Annotated in this window: 19 protein-coding genes; 8 read left to right on the forward strand and 11 right to left on the reverse strand. The window is 70.9% G+C overall.

All coding sequences use genetic code 11. The features are described 5' to 3' along the window. Positions 1 to 3: 3 nt before the first annotated feature. A complete protein-coding gene (locus AB0300_RS08630; RefSeq protein ID WP_366215845.1) occupies positions 4 to 2565 on the reverse strand; it encodes a LuxR C-terminal-related transcriptional regulator in 2562 nt (853 codons plus the stop codon). Positions 2566 to 2613: 48 nt separating this feature from the next. Between AB0300_RS08630 and AB0300_RS08635 the strand changes: the two genes are divergently transcribed. The 5 genes from AB0300_RS08635 to AB0300_RS08655 all read left to right on the forward strand — a co-directional run bounded on the left by AB0300_RS08635 (position 2614) and on the right by AB0300_RS08655 (position 4878). After that, a complete protein-coding gene (locus tag AB0300_RS08635; protein ID WP_029989525.1) occupies positions 2614 to 3168 on the forward strand; it encodes an ECF transporter S component in 555 nt (184 codons plus the stop codon). Between the two features lie 44 nt (positions 3169 to 3212). Next, positions 3213 to 3602, forward strand: coding sequence for a DUF6153 family protein (locus tag AB0300_RS08640; protein ID WP_366215846.1), 390 nt, complete (start codon positions 3213 to 3215; stop codon positions 3600 to 3602). A gap of 66 nt (positions 3603 to 3668) precedes the next feature. Continuing rightward, on the forward strand, positions 3669 to 4262 hold the full coding sequence (locus tag AB0300_RS08645; RefSeq protein WP_303709621.1) for a DUF305 domain-containing protein: 594 nt from the start codon (positions 3669 to 3671) through the stop codon (positions 4260 to 4262). A gap of 101 nt (positions 4263 to 4363) precedes the next feature. Beyond that, positions 4364 to 4627 (forward strand): type II toxin-antitoxin system Phd/YefM family antitoxin, encoded by a 264-nt coding sequence (locus tag AB0300_RS08650; protein WP_025104165.1) that lies wholly within the window; start codon positions 4364 to 4366, stop codon positions 4625 to 4627. Next, on the forward strand, positions 4624 to 4878 hold the full coding sequence (locus AB0300_RS08655) for a type II toxin-antitoxin system RelE/ParE family toxin (RefSeq protein WP_025104164.1): 255 nt from the start codon (positions 4624 to 4626) through the stop codon (positions 4876 to 4878). The genes AB0300_RS08650 and AB0300_RS08655 overlap by 4 nt, the downstream gene beginning before the upstream one ends. On the opposite strand, the gene AB0300_RS08660 is transcribed toward AB0300_RS08655, so the two are convergent. The 10 genes from AB0300_RS08660 to AB0300_RS08705 all read right to left on the reverse strand — a co-directional run bounded on the left by AB0300_RS08660 (position 4875) and on the right by AB0300_RS08705 (position 15517). Further along, the gene (locus tag AB0300_RS08660) at positions 4875 to 6209 is read right to left on the reverse strand and encodes a threonine/serine exporter family protein (protein ID WP_025104163.1); all 1335 of its coding nucleotides are present in this window, start codon (positions 6207 to 6209) and stop codon (positions 4875 to 4877) included. The two genes, AB0300_RS08655 and AB0300_RS08660, sit on opposite strands and share 4 nt — an antisense overlap. A 1-nt stretch (position 6210) precedes the next feature. Beyond that, positions 6211 to 7566 (reverse strand): anaerobic C4-dicarboxylate transporter family protein, encoded by a 1356-nt coding sequence (locus AB0300_RS08665; protein ID WP_025104162.1) that lies wholly within the window; start codon positions 7564 to 7566, stop codon positions 6211 to 6213. Next, on the reverse strand, positions 7563 to 8303 hold the full coding sequence (locus tag AB0300_RS08670) for a peptidase E (RefSeq protein ID WP_366215847.1): 741 nt from the start codon (positions 8301 to 8303) through the stop codon (positions 7563 to 7565). The genes AB0300_RS08665 and AB0300_RS08670 overlap by 4 nt, the downstream gene beginning before the upstream one ends. Positions 8304 to 8401: 98 nt before the next feature. Then, the gene (locus tag AB0300_RS08675; protein ID WP_366215848.1) at positions 8402 to 9139 is read right to left on the reverse strand and encodes an SGNH/GDSL hydrolase family protein; all 738 of its coding nucleotides are present in this window, start codon (positions 9137 to 9139) and stop codon (positions 8402 to 8404) included. Between the two features lie 165 nt (positions 9140 to 9304). Next, a complete protein-coding gene (locus AB0300_RS08680) occupies positions 9305 to 9832 on the reverse strand; it encodes a hypothetical protein (protein WP_025104159.1) in 528 nt (175 codons plus the stop codon). Positions 9833 to 9955: 123 nt separating this feature from the next. Further along, positions 9956 to 10957, reverse strand: a complete 1002-nt coding sequence (gene corA / locus AB0300_RS08685) for a magnesium/cobalt transporter CorA (protein ID WP_025104158.1) — start codon at positions 10955 to 10957, stop codon at positions 9956 to 9958. Between the two features lie 289 nt (positions 10958 to 11246). After that, positions 11247 to 12041: an SDR family oxidoreductase gene (locus AB0300_RS08690; RefSeq protein WP_025104157.1), complete on the reverse strand. Its 795-nt coding sequence runs from the start codon at positions 12039 to 12041 to the stop codon at positions 11247 to 11249. A 271-nt stretch (positions 12042 to 12312) separates the two neighbouring features. Next, positions 12313 to 13335 (reverse strand): Gfo/Idh/MocA family oxidoreductase, encoded by a 1023-nt coding sequence (locus AB0300_RS08695; protein WP_366215849.1) that lies wholly within the window; start codon positions 13333 to 13335, stop codon positions 12313 to 12315. Beyond that, positions 13332 to 14351, reverse strand: coding sequence for a Gfo/Idh/MocA family oxidoreductase (locus AB0300_RS08700; protein WP_366215850.1), 1020 nt, complete (start codon positions 14349 to 14351; stop codon positions 13332 to 13334). Before AB0300_RS08700 ends, AB0300_RS08695 begins: the two co-directional genes overlap by 4 nt. After that, positions 14348 to 15517: an ROK family protein gene (locus AB0300_RS08705; RefSeq protein WP_366215851.1), complete on the reverse strand. Its 1170-nt coding sequence runs from the start codon at positions 15515 to 15517 to the stop codon at positions 14348 to 14350. Before AB0300_RS08705 ends, AB0300_RS08700 begins: the two co-directional genes overlap by 4 nt. Before the next feature lie 186 nt (positions 15518 to 15703). On the opposite strand from AB0300_RS08705, the gene AB0300_RS08710 reads away from it, so the two are divergent. From AB0300_RS08710 to AB0300_RS08720, 3 genes are all read left to right on the forward strand, one after another. Beyond that, positions 15704 to 16945, forward strand: coding sequence for an extracellular solute-binding protein (locus tag AB0300_RS08710; RefSeq protein ID WP_102208546.1), 1242 nt, complete (start codon positions 15704 to 15706; stop codon positions 16943 to 16945). Positions 16946 to 17012: 67 nt separating this feature from the next. Then, positions 17013 to 17918 carry a sugar ABC transporter permease gene (locus tag AB0300_RS08715; RefSeq protein ID WP_366215852.1) on the forward strand — a complete coding sequence of 302 codons (906 nt, stop codon included), beginning with the start codon at positions 17013 to 17015 and terminating at the stop codon, positions 17916 to 17918. Then, positions 17915 to 18820 carry a carbohydrate ABC transporter permease gene (locus AB0300_RS08720; protein WP_085604394.1) on the forward strand — a complete coding sequence of 302 codons (906 nt, stop codon included), beginning with the start codon at positions 17915 to 17917 and terminating at the stop codon, positions 18818 to 18820. The genes AB0300_RS08715 and AB0300_RS08720 overlap by 4 nt, the downstream gene beginning before the upstream one ends. The last annotated feature ends 4 nt before the right edge of the window (positions 18821 to 18824 follow it).

An 18824-nucleotide genomic window follows, 5' to 3' on the forward strand; every position in this document is an offset into this window, starting at 1 on the left:
TCATCATCCCGGGAGGAGTCCGTGCCGGGCGGCTTGTTCGAGCGCCTCCGTGCGGTTGGCCACGTCGAGCTTGCGGTAGATGCTGCGGAGCTGCGTCTTCAGGGTGTTCGGCGAGATCCGCAGCTCCGCGGCGATCTCGGGGAGCGGCGCCCCCGTGGTGAGTGCGTGCAGCACCACCTGCTCCCGCGAGGAGAGCTTCGGGCGCGCCGCGAACGACGGCAGCGCCGAGCGGGTGGGGAGCGGCGGGTCGCCGACCGGAGCGAGGTCGGCCCGGATGGCGGCGAAGTCCTCGGCACCGAGCAGGGCCAGCGGAGTGCGCAGGTCCCGGTCGGCGAGCTGGGCGTGCAGCGCCTCGGTCACGGCCTGCGCAGCGGCGGGACTGACGCGGTGGAGCGCCGCACTGTGCACCGCGGCGGCCTCCGCGCGCTCGCGGGAGGTGGTCGGCTCGAGGCGCGTCGCGGCGAGCAGCCGCACCGCATCCGGAGCGCGACCGTCGATCAGGGCGATCCTGGCCCGTTCCAGGAGGGTGCCGAAGCGGTCGGTCCCGGCGTCGCGCTGCTTGATACCGCGCGCGGCACGGACATCGCCGAGCGCCAGGTGCAGCAGGATCCGGGGGCGGCTCAGCGCCTGGCGCGCCGACGTCGACCCGGCCTCACGCCCGCGCATCCGGGCGAACGACTCCAGCCGCTCCAGTCCGCCGGCGGCCTCGCCGTCGTGCAGCGCGATCCACGCCTCGACCGCCGCCATCGTCGTCCAGTGCTCGCTCGTCGCCCGGTGCGGCAGGAAGGCGCGCACGTGCTGCTTGGCCGCAGCGAGGTCGCCCTCCTCGACCGCGAGCATCGCCTCCGCGACGCGGTAGAACGTGCCGCGGTACCCGTCCAGCAGCGCGGGGTCCCACGAGCCGTCCCGGATGATCTCGACGTAGTGCCGCGCCTCCGGGAGGTCGCCGTTGAGGGCGTGGATCCCGCTGAGCAGGCTCACGGCGTGGAAGGCGTTGCCCGTGCCCTGGGACGCGGCGAGGGCGGCGGCCTCAGCGAAGAGGCGGAGGGCCTGCTCCCGGCGACCGCCGTAGTACAGCGAGATCCCGAGGTGCGTGCAGAGCAGCGGCATCTCGATCGCGTACTGCTCCCACTGCGACTCCGAGGTCTCCGTGTACAGCGCGAGCGCGCGGGCCGCGACCTGCCCGGCCCGCTCGGGCATCCCGACCACCCGCAGCGCCGCGCTCTCCGCGGTCCAGATGAACAGGCGCTCCGTCGGCGAGAGGGCGCTCCGCCGGGCGTTCGCGGCGGAGATCGCCATCCGCAGCAGCTGCAGGCCGCGCACGCGTCGGAGTCGGTTGGCGTTGAGGCAGATGCCCAGCAGCATCGCCACCAGCGGCTCCTGCTTGAGCCGAGCGAGGGGCAGGTCGCCCAGCAGCGCCACGACCCGGCGACCGTCGTGATCCAGAAGGTGGCTCCACCCCGACATGATGACGTGGGCGGCGAGGTGGAGGTCGTCCTCCTCCATCGCCAGGCGGAGCCCCTCGAAGGGGGCGTCGCGCCGCAGCGCACCCTCGATCGCGAGGCGTCGGAGCAGGCGGATCTCGGCCGGGAAGCGCTCCAGGAGGTCGCGGCGCAGAAGGGCGCGAGCCGGCGCGGCGATCGTGAAGGTCCGGCGCCCGGATTCCGTCGACCACCGCCCGAAGCCGAACGCCTCGGCCTCGTCGAGGGCGGCGCCGATGTCCGGATCACTGCTGAGAGCCTGCGCCAACGACAGATCGACGGTGTCCGTGATGCTGATCCGGATCAGGCCCTCGAGGACGCCGGCACCGAACGTGCCCTCCTCCATGCGGCTGCGGAGGTAGTCGTCGACCGCCGCGGTCGCGACCTCCACGATCGTCGTGCCGTCGGGGACACGTCCGCGGAGGGCGACGGCGCGGATGACCGCCGCGAACCCCTCGGTCGCCTCCCGCACGGCGACGGCGGTGTCCTCATCGACGTCGAGCGCGCGGCGGATCTCGTCCGTGTCGAAAGCGAGGTCCTCCGGAGAGATCAGCGCGGCGTCGATCACGAGGCCGATGCCGTCGCTGTCGAAAGGGCTGGGGCGGTTCGTGGCGACGATCAGGCGGACGTGCGGCGGGACGGCGACCGTGCGGCACAGGTCGAAGACCGCATCCCGGTCGAGCGCGGCGGCGTCGTCGAGCACGAGGACGAGAGGCTCCTCGTGATCGCACAGGTACTGGGCGACGGCAGGCCACCCCTCCCCCGTTTCCGAGGCGGGATGACGGCCGCCGACGGCCTCGCCCGCGCCGCGCAGCACCCGCAGCAGGGCGGCGGCGAGGGCCGCGCTCGTCGCCAGGGCGGGCGTGGCCGTGAGCCACACGACGCGGTCGGGGGAGGTGAAAGCCCAGCCCACGAGGGCGGTGGTCTTCCCGGAGCCCGCGGCTCCGCGCAGCAGTGTGAGCGGAGCTCCCTCGTCCAGCGCGGCGTTCACCCGCGGACGTCCGATGACGTGCGCGGAAACCCGCGGCAACCTCTTGTCCCCTTGCGCGCCGAAAGCCGGCATCGTCCCTCCCCAGGTACGCATCCCCACCCCTACGATATCCAACCCGCCCGCGGTTCTAGGCTCGGAGGGGTGAGTGGTCCGACAGTCCCCGTGTCCTCCCGCCGCGTGCCGACCAGCGCCCTCCTCGTGAGCGCCGCGCTCGGCGCGGTCCAGGCCCTCGTCTTCCTGGCCGTCGTGCCGATCACGAGCGTGCTGGCCGCCACGTCCCCTCCCGCGTACGCGGTGGTCGCGGGCGTCCACACCGCGCTGCCGTTCCTCGCGCGCGTCGTCACCCGCGTGCCGGGGATGGCGACACTGGCCGCCTTCGTGACCGGCGTGCTGACGGTCGCGGTGTCGCCCATCGGGCTGCTCGGCGTCGTGCCGCTCGTCCTCGGCGGCGTGGTCCTCGACCTGGCGCTGCCGTTCCGGCGCGACGCCCCCGTCCGCCCGGCCCGGGTCCTGCTCGCCGGCGCCGTGACCGGTGCGGTGCTCTTCGTCGTCGCCCTCCCGGTGTTCTCGCCCGAGCACCTCGTTCCGCCGGTGCTCGTCGCCACGCTGCTGGGCCGGGTGGTGGGGGAGCTCGCGGTGGCGGGTGTCGTGCTCGCCGTCCGCCGGCTGCTGCGGCGCGCCGGCGTCGCCCGCTGAGCCGGCATGCCGGTGGACATACCCCCACGGGGTACCATGAGCACATGGTCGGTCGTCGCGTGCTCCAGGGGGCGCTGCTCGCCGTCCTCCTCGTGGGCGGCGTCCTCCTCGGCCTCCTCGGCATGCACGCCCTCGACACCCACGGCACCCCGGGGGCGCATGCCGTCGCGGGGCACGCGGCCCCCGCGCACCCTGCGGCGTCGGCAGCGCATGAGGCGGGCGGAGCGGATGAGGCCGTCGTCCCGGATGACCCTGCGCACGACGGCGGGGCGGCCTGCGTCCTCGCCCTGCTCGGCGGACTCCTCCTGCTGCTGCGCCCCTCTCGCGCTCTCCTGACCGGACCTCTGCTCCGCGCTCTCCGCTCGCCCGTGGACGCGGCCGCCGCCCCGCTTCGTCCTCCCTCACTCCACGTCCTCTGCATCAGTCGGACCTGATCGGCGCCGATGCGCCCGGGCGCCGCGACCGCGGACGCCCTTCCGACAGACAGAGATGAGAGAGAAATGACCAATCGAACCACTGCCGCCGCTGTCCTCGTCCTGGCGGGAACCCTCGCGCTCGCGGGATGCGCCTCGACGGCACCCGCGGGGCCGGCCGACCACTCCGGCATGGGGCACTCCACCTCGGACGCTCCGCTGGCCGGCGCGAACGAGGCCGATGCGATGTTCGCGTCCATGATGATCGTCCATCACGAGCAGGCCGTCGAGATGTCGGACATCGTGCTCGCGAAGGACGACGTCGACCCCCGGGTCGCCGACCTCGCGGAGCGGATCACGGCCGCTCAGGGTCCGGAGATCGAGAAGATGCAGGGCTGGCTCGACGACTGGGGTGCCGAGGCGGGTGACCCGGCCGCGATGGACCACGGCGACGGCATGATGAGCGACGACGACCTCGCCGCGCTCGAGGACGCCGCGGGTCCGGAGGCGTCCCGGCTGTTCCTGGAGCAGATGATCGCGCACCACGAGGGCGCGGTCGCGATGGCCGAGGCGGAGGTGGCGGACGGCGAGAACGCCGACGCCGTCGCCCTCGCGCAGGACATCGTCGATGCGCAGACCGCCGAGATCGCGGAGATGAAGGAGATCCTCGCCACGCTCTGATCGGCACCCGGCCCCGCGTCGCCTCCGCGGCGCGGGGCCCGTCGCCCGTTTGCGATCGTCCTTACCGCGCTGTTCTGTACGTTTCGCACTATCATGTACTCATGAGCGAGATCGCGATCACGGAAGCCCGGGCCCGGCTGGCGTCCATCATCGACGAGGCGCGTGACGAGCCCGTCTACCTCACCCGACGAAACCTCCCGGTGGCGGCTGTCGTCGATGCCAGCCTGCTGGAGCGACTCCTCGAAGATGCGGAGGAGCTGGCCGACATCCGCGCGGTCGATGCCGCCTGGGACGAGACCGCGCGACTCGACGAGACGCCGATCCCGTGGGAGGAGGTGAAGCGGGACCTCGGGCTCGTGCCGTGACCTACGACGTCCAGGTCCTGCCTGTCGCCGTGCGGGCGATCCGCAAGCTCCCTCCCGAGGCGAGGCGACGTATCCAGGCCGTCATCGAGCTCCTCTCCGAAGACCCGCGGCCCCCCGCGGCACGCAGGCTCACCGGCCGACCGGAGTGGCGGGTGCGGACGGGTGACTACCGGGTGCTCTACCGGATCGAGGACGGGATCCTGACGGTCGTCGTCGTGCACGCCGGCCACCGTCGCGAGGTCTATCGCTAGCGATCGCGGCGGCGCAAGCGGCGCAGCGGAGCAGACAGGCGGTGCCACAGCGTCGGTGCGGGCTCCTCGTCCTCGGCGGGAGGCGGGGCGACGGCGAACTGGACGAACTCCTCCGCGCCATGGTGCACGACGCGATAGAGCGCCGTGCCGATGAGCACGCCGAGCGCGATCGACATGACCGACACCAGGGCCGCAGTGAAGTCGGCGAGGCCGTTGTCGGTCGCGACCGCCTCGGTGAGCCCCACCAGCCCGGCGGCGCCCGGCACCAGCAGCCAGAAGGCCGGGAGGAACGTCAGCTGCGACGGGGCTCCGTGACGCAGCCCGGCGATCCAGAACACGACCGGCGTGACGGCGACCGCGCCGACGAAGCCGCCGACCGCCGGGTCGATGAACTCGGTTCCCGCCCACTGGCCGAGGTACGCGACGACCAGGGCGAGCAGCACCCACCCGAACGTGGACGGCGGGGAGGAGAAGTGCAGGTAGTTGCCGAGTGCGAACACGAGGATGCCGAGCAGCGGCACCCACCAGGGGAGGTACGAGGAGGAGGCGTCGAGAGCCTCGTACGAATCGCTCGAGACGCCCACCACGGCGCCGGCGGCGAGGATGCCGAACGCGAGGAGCGCGAGCTGCACGAACCCGTAGATGAGGCGGGATGCACCGGAGATCATCTGCCCGGCGGCGAGCTCGACCGTCGCCGTGGTCAGCACGCCACCGGGGAGGAAGGTGACCAGCGGGGCGATCAGGAGGCGGATCGGGTCGCCGATCTCGATGACCTCCGCGAGCAGGAACACCGCGGCCGCGCACACGAAGGCCGCGGCGATGGGCATGACGAGCTGCAGGGTGGGAGAGCGCACGAGTTTGAGCAGGCCGATCCCGAACCCGAGGACGAAGGCGACGAGCGCCCCCTGCCAGGTCGGTGCGAGCAGGAGGGCCAGGCCGGTCGTGAGGATGGCATGGCCCAGCGTCCGGGTGAACCAGCCGAGGCGCGGACGCATCGCACCGATCTCGTTGAGCCGCCGGATGCCGTCCAGCGGGTCCACGTCGCCGGTCTTCGCCTGCGCGATGAGGTCGTACAGCGCGGCGATCTGATCGAAGCGGAACGAGGCGTTCGTGGCCGAGCGGAATGCGACCCGCTGCTCCTCCGCGTCCCCCGTCTCCACGATGATGATGGTGGGCAGGACGACGAAGTCGGCGCCGTCTCCGCCCGACGCCGTGGCGACCTCGGCGATCGTGTCCCGGATGCGGTCGACGGACTCCGCCGACGCGTTCATCCCCTGGGCCAGCCCCAGCAGGAACTGCCGCAGCGCTGAACGGTCGACGACGTCGGTCATGTCACCAGAACAGGAACGACAGCGCCACCCCGACGACGATGGCCGTGCCGACGTAGACGAGGTTCGGCAGCTGGAACGAGTGGTCCAGGACGAACTTGCCCATCTTCGTCGTCCCGGTCTGGTCGAACGCGACCGTGGCCACCTGGCTGCCGTTGGCGGGCAGCGTGTAGATGCCCATCGCCGCCGGCCACAGCCCCACCAGCAGAGAGGCGGGCAGCCCGATCGTGATGCCGATCGGGACGATCGCGTTCGTGGCGCTCGATTGGCTGGTCGTGAGCATGGCGACCGCGAAGAGCGCCAGCGCGAACAGCAGCGCTCCGAGGAAGGCGGAGGATCCGGAGACCACCGAGCCGAGTCCGTCGACGATGAGGGTCTGGTTCGCGGCGACGAACGTGTTCGCGAGCCAGGCGATGCCGAACAGGGCGATGGCGCCGACGATGCCCGCGGGGAAGGTGGACTGCTTCGGCACGTCGGCGGCCTTCACCTTGCAGAACACGAAGATCAGTGCGGCGATGATGCCCATGACGACCTCGATGATCACGGTGACGCTCAGGCGCAGCGGATCGCCGTCGTCGTCGGTGCCGATGACCGGACGGAGGTTCTCGAACAGGCCGAAGAAGACGATCACCGCGACGCCGGCGAGGAACAGCGAGGCCGAGAGCACGGCGGTCGCCGGGAGCTTGTTCTCGTGAGCGTCGACCACGGGCGGCTTGATCTGTCCCTCCGCCAGGCGCTTCTGGTACTCCGGGTCGTCCTCGAGGTCCTTGCCGTGGCGCATCATGACCAGCGCGGCGACGAGCAGGCCCGCGATCGAGGCCGGCCACATGATGAGGAGCAGCCCGCCGAGATCGACGCCCTGCGGTGCGAGCAGCACGACCATCGATGCGGTGGCCGCGGAGACCGGAGAGCACAGGATGCCGACCTGCGAGGCGACGGCCGAGACCGACAGCGCCCGCTCCGGCCGGATCTTCTGCTGGTACGAGACGTCGTAGATCACCGGCAGGAGCGGATAGAAGATGTTGCCGGTGCCCGCGCCGACCGTGAAGAGGAACGACATCGCCGGCGCGAGGAAGACGACGGACTTCGGGCGTTTGCGGATGACCTTGGCGGCCACCGACACCATCCAGTCGATACCGCCAGCGGCCTGCATGGTCGAGGCCGCGGTGATGACCGTGATGACGATGAACACGGCGTCGACCGGGGCGTTGCCGGGGGCTTCCCCGAACACGAACACGAGCACCGCGACGCCGACGAGGCCCCACACGCCCAGGCCGATCCCGCTCGTGCGGGTGCCCATGAAGATCGCCAGGACGACGACGATGAGCTCGGCGACGAGGATCCAGACGCTGTCGTTCACGACGATGGCCCCTTCATGATCGGCGCCGATCCGGCGAGGACCTCCACCGGCAGCTCGGTCTCGACGATCGCCCCGTCGACCGCCTCGACCTTCAGCGCCAGCGGGTTCTCGACCGGGCTGACCGCGGTGATGAACTCGCCGTTATCGAAGTGCAGCGACTGGAGGTTGCCCACCGCATAGCCGGTGGACAGCTCACCGCTGAGGAGCGAGGCGTGGAAGAGGGGCCGGCGCTGGTCCTCCGCGTCGTAGTGCGGGCAGAAGCTGCCGTGCAGGAAGCCGAGACCCTCCGGGAGGACCTGCAGCGTGGGCCCGTAGCTGTCGGTCGTCCCGCCCTCGAACCAGCAGATGCCGCCCGCGCTGCCGCCGGTGAACACCACGTTCGAGGAGGGGTCCTCCCACATCTCGCGCATGATCTCGTCGAGGCCCTGACGCTTCCACACGTCGAGCATGTTGGCGGTGTTCCCGCCGCCGACGTGGATGACGTCGAAGCCCTTCACGAAGCCGGCGAGGTCGTCGACCGCGCGGTGGAACAGCGGCAGGTGGTGCGGCGCGCATCTGTCGGAGTCGTACGTGGAGTAGAAGCTCACGATGTAGGCGGTGTCGTCGCCCGTGGCGGTGCCGACGAAGAGGACCCGGGGCCGCTCCTTGCCGGTGAGCTTCAGGATGTACTCGTGCGTCGGATCGTTCCGACGTTCCATCATGGCCTTGCCGGCCCCGGTTGCGACGACGTGCGACATGCCCCCACCTCACTGTCGGATGTGAATGCGCTCAACCTAGCGTCGCGCCGTCACCGCCGTCCAGAGCGGTCACCCGGGTCGGGTGAAATGCCGGCCTCTCAGCCGAAGACGCGGGCCGTGCCGACCAGGCCTTCGAGGAGGGCGGCCGTGCGGGCGCGCGGACCCTGCGGCGCGATGCCGAGGACGCGGGCGAGCTCGAGGGCGAGAGCGGCGTGGCCGACCGCGCTGGGGTGGAACGGGTCGTTCATGAGGCCCCACGGCACGCCGCCGTTCCCGAGCTCCGCGAAGTGCGCGTGCTGGTCGACGAGGATCACGTCCTCCGCGGCCGCGACCTGGCGCACGGCCTCGGCGAAGTCGGCGATCCGCGCCCGCTCCGGCGCATTGCGGACGTCGATGGCGGGCGGCGTCTGGAGCACCGGGATGGCTCCGAGCTCGCGCACCCGGCGCACGAAGTCGTGGAGGGAGGAGGCGTAGTCGTCCGGCGAGATGACCGGTCGCGGCCCGCCGTCCGAGGCGTCGTTGGTGCCGACCATGAGGGTGACCACGTCCGGCTGCCAGCCGGCGACCCGACGCTCCCAGTCGTCGAGGATGTCGACGATCCGGTTGCCGCTGATCGCGGTGTTGAGGACGATGTCGCGGACGCGCTCGAGCTCGCCCCTGATCAGCTCGTGGAGGTGCTCCGGGTAGCTGCGCCCGCCCTGGGTGTGCACCAGGCCATGGGTGATCGAGTCGCCGGTGATGATCCAGTTCAACGGTGCGGGGTCGCGGAGGGCGGCGGCGAGGCGGCCCAGGTCGTCGGAGGCGGTGGCGGGGGAGGCGGAAGGGGCGATCGGCACGCCTCAGAGCTTATCCGTCGCCCGCCTTCTGCTTCGCGCGGGAGCGTAATGCCCCGGCGCCGTCCCCGTCCTCTTTCCGCGGGGCGTGGGTCTCAGGCGCTCGCGCGAGGTCAGGCACTTACCGCTGGTGTGGCCTGTTGCCCGGTGAATGCCTGTTCCGGCGGGTCAGTCCCGGTCGGCGCGACTGATGAGGTCCATCAGCTCGTCGAGCGTGTCGACGTCGATGACCTCGGTGCCGTCGGGCTCGCGCACCTCGATGCCGTCGACCTCCAGCTCCTCGTCGAGCTGCACGAGGATGCGCGACTCCGGGAACTGCTTGGGGGCGACGAACGCGAGCAGCACGGCATCCGCGAACACGACGACCGAGGTGGCCTCGAGGTCGTCCCGCAGGTCGATCTGTTCGACGACGGGCTCGTCCTCCACCGCGTCCTCGATGTCGAGCGCGACCTCCTCGACGATCGCCCGCCAGCGCTTCTCGCTCATCGAGAGCACGCGCGCGATGGCCGCGACGAGCTCGTCGGGATCCAGGTCCTCCGCGGTCTCATCGCCCTCCAACTCGGGGTCGACGTTCACGTTCACGACGGTGCCGGCCGCATCCAGGCTCGCCCGGCCGTAGACGAGACCGTTCTCGGAGACGGGGTCTTCGAGCAGACCGCTCTCGACGATGCGGGACAGGAGGAGATCGAGCGCCATGCTTCCAGTCTCGCGCATCTCGCCCGCCGTGGGCCCTGGTTCTTCACGCCGGAGGGAGCTCCTGGGCGCGCTCCGTGCCCGCAGACCGGCCGCGTTCCGGCGTTCCCCGTGACCGCCTGCGCATCACAGCCACCTCTTGTACTTGAACACCCCGTAGAGCCCGACCGCGAACGCGGCCATCGCCCCGATCGCCATCGGATAGCCGAACGCCCAGTGCAGCTCGGGCATCACGTCGAAGTTCATGCCGTAGACCGTGCCGACGAGTGTGGGCGCGAAGATGATGGCCGCCCACGAGGAGATCTTCTTGATCTCGTCGTTCTGGGCGAGCCCCGCCTCCGAGTGCCGCCGGGCGACCAGCGCCGACTGCACCGTCAGGGCGTTCTCGAGGATCGCGCGGAACGAGTCGACCCGCTCGTTCACGCGGATCGTGTGGTCGAGCACGTCGCGGAGGGAGCGCTGCAGCTCCTCGTCGATGCGGTACTTCTCCGACCCGCGGCGCAGCCATTCCAGCATGCCGCTCAGCGGGTGCACCGCGCGCTGGAAGTTGATGACCTCGCGGGAGAGCTCGTAGATGCGGCGGGAGAGGGCGTCGTCGTCGCTGTCGCCGAAGAGCTGGTCCTCGATCTCGTCGATGTCGTTCTCCAGGCCCGCCACCACGGGCTCGTACTCGTCCACGACCTCGTCGAGGATCGCGTAGAAGACCGCCTCCGGTCCCATCGCGAGCAGCTCCGGATTCGCCTCCATCCGGCGGCGGACCGCGGCGAGGTTCGGCGACTCCGCGTGGCGGATCGTCACCACGAAGTCGGGGCCGATGAACAGGTGCAGCTCCCCGAACTCGATCGACTCCTCCTTGTCGCGGTAGCGGGCGGGGCGCAGCACAGCGAAGAGGGTGTCGCCGTAGCGCTCCACCTTCGAGCGCTGATGCCCCGAGAGCGCGTCCTCGACGGCGAGCGGATGCAGGTCGAACTCGCGGGCGACGGAGGCGACCTCTTCGGGACTCGGTCGGTACAGGCCGATCCACGCGATCCCGCCGGCGGCATCCAGCATCCGGTAGGTCTCGTCCAGGTTCTTCGGGGTCTCCACGCGACGTCCGTGGACGTACACGCCGTTGTCGATGAGCGCCATGATGCGGCTCCGTTCTCGCGGGCGCACGGATGCGAGGGTCCGTGCGGATTCGTCAGGGGGCGGGAGACGCCGCCGATGACTGCGAGGCGAGAGGCGCGAACGCGGAGCAGGAGCTCAACGCGTGTGCGCGGGGAAGCGCAACGCAGCGAGGGCGGCGTCGTTACTATCGTCGGACATCGCCATCACCGCCTTTCCGTGCTTCTCCGGGGGCCAGCTTACCCCTCCGTTTCAAATCGCCCGAATGGCCCCATTCCGGCCGCAGATGCCACCATGTGCGCGATTCGAAAGGTCAGGGGACGATCGCGTCGATGTAGCCGCCATCGACGCGGACGGCGGCGCCCGTCGTCGCCGAAGCGAGCGGGGACGCGAGGTACGCGACCATGTTCGCGATCTCCTCCGGTTCGATGAGCCGCTGCAGCAGGGACTGGGGGCGGTGCACGCGCATGAACTCGCGCTGCGCCTCCTCCCACGGCAGCTCCGGGTCCACGAGCGAGTACACGAAGTCCTCCACGCCGCCGGTGTGGGTCGGCCCCGCGAGCACCGAGTTCACGGTCACCCCCGTGCCGGCCGCCTCCTTCGCGAAGCCCCGGGACACGGCGAGCAGCGCGGTCTTCGACATCCCGTAGTGGATCATCTCCGCGGGGATCACGACCGCGGAGTCGCTGGCGATGTCGAGCACCCGACCCCAGCCGCGCTCCGTCATGCCGGGCAGGGTCGCGCGGATGAGCCGGACGGCGGCGAGCACGTTCACCTCGAAGTACCGGCGCCACTCGTCGTCGGAGATGTCGAGCGCGGGGGTGGCCCCGAAGATGCCGAGGTTGTTGACGAGGATGTCGACGTCTCCGGTGGCGGCGAGCACGCGGGCGGCGCCGTCTTCCGTGGTGACGTCGCCCGGAGCAGGGACGAGGTTCCGGTCCGGATTCTCCTCCTGCAGTGCGGCGACGACCGACGACACGGTCTCGGGGTTCCGGCCGTTGACGGCGACCCGTGCTCCCGCGTCGGCGAGGGTCGTGGCGATGGCGAGCCCGATGCCCTGGGTGGAACCCGTGACGAGGGCGGTCTTCCCGGCGAGGTCGATGCGCATGTTGTCTCCTCCGTGTCGCTGCGGCCTCCGGTGCAACGCCCGCAGCGCCAATTTCATGCCCGCCCGCTCGCTCCGGGACGGGAGGGCCTGGGACTCCGGCATGCGCGCACCGTCCCGTGCGGGACGGGAAACGTTCCTGAGGGGACGGACCCGGGAGCGTTTTCGATCCCGCGAGGGGGAACTCGGGGCGCGGAGAAGGGTGCGGGACGGGAAAGGTGCCGGGGGAGACCGGAAGGGGAGCGTTTTCGATCCCGCGAGGGACGGGGCGGGGTCAGAGGGGGATGGGGGTGCCGGCGCGGGACGCGGACTCCTGCGCGGCCTTCACGATCTCGACGGTGCGGATGCCGACACCGGCGTCGGGCTGGGGCTGACGGCCCGCGCGCACGGCCTGCACGAACTCCTCGAGCAGCAGGGCGTCGAGGTCGGCCCCGACCGGGGTCCAGGTCTCGCCGTGGGCATCGTGTCCGGCCACGCCCTTCGCGAAGGGGCTCACGGTCACGGTCCCGCGCTCGGCCACGACCTCGAGGGTGAGGCCGCCCCAGGTCGGCGAGCTCAGCGGCCAGCTCCACGAGCAGTCGATTGTGGCGATCACGCCGCTCGGGTACTGGATCGTCACGAGGCCCCCGGTCTCGACCGCGAGGTCGCGCTCCCCGTGCAGGATGCAGTTCGACACCGCGCGGACGGTCTGCGCCCGCTCACCCAGGAGCTCGTCGAGGAGGTCGGCGCAGTGCACGACGTGGTCGACCAGGGCACCGCCGCCGGCGAGCGCGGGATCGGTGAACCAGGCCCGGTCCTGCGGGAGCTTGCCGTTGTTGATGCCGGTGACGCCGAGGATCTTCCCGAGGCGTCCGCTGCGCAGCTCGGCGACGGCATCGCGCACCCCGGGGGAGAAGCGCACCGGGTACGCCACCATGAGCAGCACGCCCGCCCGGTCGCAGGCGTCGCGCATCGCGATCGCGTCCTCGACCGTCGTCGCCAGCGGCTTCTCGCACAGCACGTGCACGCCGGCCGCGGCGGCCTGCTCGACGAGGGCGCGGTGACGGGAGTTCTCGGCGGCCACCACGACCGCGTCCGGACCCCAGGCGAAGGCCTCGTCGTAGGTCTCCACATAGGCCACCCCGAGTTCCGCGGCCAGGGCGGCACCGCGCGGAGCGTCGTCCGGGGCGGAGGCGCCGTCGGGATCGGCGGCGATCAGCTCGACATCGGGCATCTGCTGCAGCGCGTGCACGTAGCTGAGGGCGTGCGTGTGCGCGAAGGACAGCACGGCGATCCGCAGCGGGCGGGGAGCGGTCATCGGGTGGCCTCCTCGGCGACGGCGACGGCGGGGGACGAAGCGGCGAGGGCGACCGGGGCTCCGGAGGCGATCGAGGCGTAGGCGGCCTCGGCGACCGCGACCGCCTGGATGCCGTCCTCCGGGGTGACGGCGGCCTCGCGTCCTTCCGCGATGGCGGCCACGAAGTCGGCGATCTCCGCGTAGTACGGGCTCTCCTCCGGCGACATCGGCGGGAGGTAGTCGGTCGCGCCCTCGACGAGCACGGCGTCGGTGCGCAGCGTGTGGTCCTCGGCGCTGTCGTAGCGCAGGCGCCCCTCGGAACCGGCGACCTCGACGCTCGTGCGGAACGGCATGCCGGGCTGTACCCAGCTCGCGTGCACGTGGCTGATGACCCCGTTGCGGTGGGTGAGAACGACATGCGCCGTGACCGGGGCGGGCACGCGGTCGTCGACCGTCGGCGGGTTCTGCACGGCGTAGACGCTGTCGACCGGGCCGGCGAACCACAGCGCCTGATCGATGTCGTGGATCATGAGGTCGCGGATGACGCCGCCGCCCGCCCGCTCCGAGAAGAACCAGGGGGCCTGCGGCGCGGCGCCCAGGCGACGGAAGCGCTGCACGGCGGGGGTGCCGATCTGCCCGGCGTCGATGCCGGCCTTGATCCGGCCGTACTCCCCCATGTAGCGCACGACGTGGGCGGGGAACAGCCGCACTCCCGCGGCGGCTGCGGCCGCAGTCACCTCGGCGGCGGCCTCCGCGGTCGCGGCGAGCGGCTTCTCGCAGATCACGTCGACCCCGCGGGCGATGGCCCGAAGGGCGAAGTCGGCGTGGGTGCTGCTCGGCGTGACGATGTCGACGACGTCGACCTGCTCCAGGAGCGCGTCGACGTCGGCCACGACCTCGAAGCCGTACTCGGCGGCGATGTCCTCCGCGCCCTCCTTCGAGGTGACGAAGCCCTGCACGCCGAGCGCCCGCCAGGCGTCGGCGTGCACGCGGGAGATCCCGCCCGCGCCGATGAGTCCGACCTTCAACGTGCTCACTGCTTCTCCTCGGGGTCGTCGCCGGCCGCGGGGTCGTGCGGCAGGGGGGTGATCGGTGGGGCGGGCATGTCCTCGATGCCGTAGATGTCGCCCGGATGCCGCTGGAATGCATGCACGACGGCGCCGTGGGCGGCGGCTTCCGCTCCCAGCCGCGCCTCCGCGACGGGCACCTGGAACGGCAGACCGAGGTGGCCGGGCAGAGCGGCGCGCAGGGGGTCGAGCAGCTGCTCGTGCGCGGCCGAGAGTCCGCCGCCGATGACGACCATGGCCGGATCGACCGTCATGATCAGCGTCGCGATCCCATGGGCGAGCTCGTCGATGAAGCCGTCGAGCTCCTCCCGGGCGGCCTGCTCTCCGCTGCGCGCCAGGGCGAACACCTCGGCGGCGGTCGGGGCGGTGCGCCACGAGATCTGACCGGTCTCGGTGTTCAGGCCCCGGAACGCGAGGCGGCCGATGTCTCCCGCCGCGTTGTGGATGCCGCGCCGGGGGCGGCCGCCGAGGATGAGGCCCATGGCGATGCGGTTGCCGACCGACAGGTAGATGACGTCGTCGACGAGCTGCGCGACGCCGAGGTGATGTTCCGCGACGGCCGCGAGCCGCACACCGTTGTCGACCGCCACGGGGCAGCCGAACGCCTGGCGCAGCTGCGAGCCGATGTCGATGCCGGACCACTCCGGGATGACGACCGAGGTGGTGACCCGTCCGTCGTCGTCGACGATGCCGGGCAGGGAGACGCCGATCGCCCGCAGACCGGTGCGCGGCAGCGAGAGCCGGGCGAGCGTGCGTCGCACGTCGTCGATCACGGCGGCGAGCTTGGCCGGGCCGTCGGGCTGCTCCGCGACGCCGGGGAAGGTGCGCTGAGCGATGACCACGCCCGCGAGATCCGCGACGACGACGCGCACGCTCGCGACGCCGATGTCGACGCCCACCACCACGCCGGCGGCGGCGTGGAACGAGTAGCGGCGGGCGGGCCGACCGGCGCCTCCGCCGACCTGCGCCGGGGCGTCGACGAGGAGGCCGGAGTCGGAGAGCACCGCCACGGCGTTCTCGACGGAGGTGCGGGAGACCTCGAGCGACCGGGAGAGGTCGCTGACCGTCGCCGGTCCGGCGTCGCGCAGCCGGAGTGCGGACCGCGCCACGATCGAGAGCGGACTGGTCGCGCCCATCGGGTCCCTCCTTCGTCTCCGCCGTTGGTGCGATCAAATTAGCACACCCGATTCTCAGATCGGGGATTGTTGTTCACGGCCGAGAAACACGGCCGAAACAAGGCTCTGAGAACTTGTGCTTGACGAATTATCCAAAGCCAATGTCATAATGAACCGTACTCAGCACGGTTTACGCAAAGGAGCACCATGCGCGTCAGCAAGATCACCGGCGTCGTCGCGGGAGTCGCGGCCGCCACCCTGTTGGCCGGATGTTCGGCCGGCGGAGGCAACACCGCAGAGGGCGAGCAGGACATCACGGTCTGGCTCTACCCCGTCATCGCCGACGAGGCGGTGCACAAGGACTTCTGGGACTCGACCATCGAGGCGTTCGAAAAGGAGAACGAGAACGTCAACGTGAAGTACGAGATCTTCCCGTGGGCGAACCGTGACGAGGCCCTGCAGACGGCGATCGCCGCCGGCAAGGGACCGGACGTCGTCTACCTCATCCCCGACCAGCTCGCGGCGTACCAGAAGTCGATCGCCCCGCTGAACGACCTGCTCAGCGAGGAGCGCCAGGGCGACCTGCTCCCCAACGTCAAGGAGTCGGTCACGCTCGGCGGCGACATCCTCGGCGCCCCGATCCTCACCAGCGCGCAGCCGCTCATCTGCAACGCAGCCGCGTTCGAGGCGGCCGGGGTGACCGAGTACCCGGAGACGTGGGACGACATCGCCGAGATGGCTCCGGCGTTCATCGACAAGGGCATGTACGCCCTCAACTACCCGGCGTCGGCCGAGAACACCCTCAACCTCACCTACTACCCGCTGCTCTGGCAGGCCGGCGGCGAGGTCTACACCGAGGACGGCGAGGTCGGCTTCGACAGCAAGGCCGGCGAGGAGGCGCTCACCTTCCTGACCGACCTGGCCGAGGAGGGCGCGCTCGACCCGGAGGCCCTCACCACCAACGTCCCGCTGGAGCAGACCGCCATCGCCCAGGGCAAGGTCGCCTGCACCTGGAACAACGCCGTGACCGAGGTCGCGCCGTTCTGGGGCGAGGAGAACGTCAAGGTCCTCGCGCCGCTGACCGACAAGGAGTCCGTGGCCTACGGCACCGTCGGCTCCCTGTCCGTGCTCAAGGGCTCGAAGGCCCCCGAGGCCGCAGCCGCGTTCGCCGAGTTCGCGACCGGCGCCGACGTCGTCGAGCCGTACCTCAAGGCCGCCGGCTACTTCTCCGCGCTCAGCACCACCGAGCCGCTGTACGCCGACGACCCGCTCCTCGGTGAGGTCGAGAAGTACGTCCCCGACACCACGGTGGGCGAGCTCGACGCCAGCTCCCGTGCGCTCATGGGCGTGCTCTCGCCGGAGATCCAGGCCGCCCTGCTCGGCCAGAAGTCCCCGGCCGACGCCCTGAAGGACGCCGCGGCCGCCGCAGCCCCGCTGCTGCAGAAGTGACACCCGGGGGCGTGCGGGTACCCGCCGCACGCCCCCTCTCTCCCGCCCCCCACGTGAGGAATCGACAATGACGACGGCCACCACGGCGCCGAAGCCCGCAGGACGGGTCGCCCGGTTGCTCGCCCGACGGGAAGCGCGCGTCGCGTTCCTGTTCGTGCTCCCCGCCTTCCTGCTGTTCATCGCCTTCCGCTTCGGCCCGAGCATCGCGGGTGTGGCGCTGAGCTTCTTCGACTACGACATCTCCGGCGAGATCGCCTGGCGCGGCCTCGACCACTTCCAGCGCCTCGTCGCCGACCCGCTGTTCTGGCGGGCGCTGGGGACCACCCTCATCTACACGGTCTTCGCGGTGCCGATCGCGCTCGTGCTGTCGACGATCATGGCCCTCGGCGTGCGCCGCGCCTTCCGCGGCGCCCGGTTCTTCCGCTCGATCTTCTTCCTCCCCGTCATCACCTCGCTCGTGCTGGCCGGCTCGATCTTCGTCTGGATCTTCTCCGCCAACGGTCCCTGGTCCGCGCTGATGACCCCACTCGGCCTCGGCGGCTCCTGGCTCGGCAGCACCGTGCTCGTGATCCCGGCGATCGTCGTCGTGGGCGTCTGGTCCCGGTTCGGCTACGGGATGATGATCCTCATCGCCGCCCTGCAGGACGTGCCGCGCGAGCTGGAGGAGGCGGCGCTGGTCGACGGCGCGAACGCCTGGCAGCGCTTCCGGTGGATCATCCTCCCGCACCTGCGCCCGACCTTCTTCTTCCTCGCGGTGATCGAGACCACGGCCGCCTTCCAGGTCTTCGACGTCATCTACGTGATGACCCAGGGCGGGCCGGCGAATGCCAGCTACTCCCTCGTCTACATGCTCTACGACCAGGGCTTCCGCTACTTCGACTACGGCTACGCGGCCGCGGTGGGCGTGGCCCTGTTCCTCATGACCCTCGTGGTCGCCCTCATCCAGCGCCTCGTGATCGGAAAGCAGAAATGACCGCCCTCCTGCAGCCGCCGACGCAGACGACGGCGCCCGCGACCCGTCCCGCCGCGCGGAAGCGCCGTTCGTTCCGCGCGCTCGAGCCGACCGGCTGGGGCATCGCCGTCCGCTGGATCTGGCTGAGCATCGCCGGCATCCTCAGCTTCTTCCCCTTCTACGCCATGGTCGTGCTGAGCCTGAAGCCGGGCATGCTCGTCGAGCTCCCCGGCTCGCTGCTCCCCTGGAACGACATCTCGTTCGAGGCGTACGAGCAGGTGCTCGCCGGGCAGAACATCCTCGTCTGGCTGTTCAACACGCTCGTCTACTCGCTCGTGTCGGTCGTGGCGGTGCTGTTCCTCTCCGCGCTCGCCGGATACGCCTTCGCCAAGAAGCGCTTCCGCGGCAAGGAGGTCATGTTCTGGTCGTTCCTGGCGATGGTCATGGTGCCGTTCCACGTGACGCTGATCCCGACGTTCATCCTCATGGCGAACCTCGGCGGCATCGACACCTACTGGGGCCTCATCCTGCCGACGCTCGCGAACGCGCAGGCGGTCTTCCTCATGCGCCAGTTCATCCAGGGCCTCCCCGACGAGCTCTTCGAGGCCGCCCGCATCGACGGGGCCGGCGAGTTCCGCATCTTCCTGCGGATCGTGCTGCCGCTGTGCAAGCCGATCCTCGCGACGCTCGGGATCTTCGTCTTCCTCTGGCACTGGAACGACTTCCTCTGGCCGCTCATCATCGCCAAGTCCAACTCGATGTTCACCCTCACCGTGGGCATCTCGTCGCTGCAGCAGCAGGATGTGCCGCTCAGCACCATGCTCGCCGGCTCCGTCGTGGCGCTGCTGCCGATCTTCCTCGCGTACCTCATCGCTCAGCGGTACGTGCAGGAGGGCGTCACCGGCACCGGGATCAAGGGCTGAGAAG

The sequence above is a fragment of the Microbacterium sp. NPDC078814 genome (assembly GCF_040702645.1).
Classification (GTDB): Bacteria; Actinomycetota; Actinomycetes; order Actinomycetales; family Microbacteriaceae; genus Microbacterium.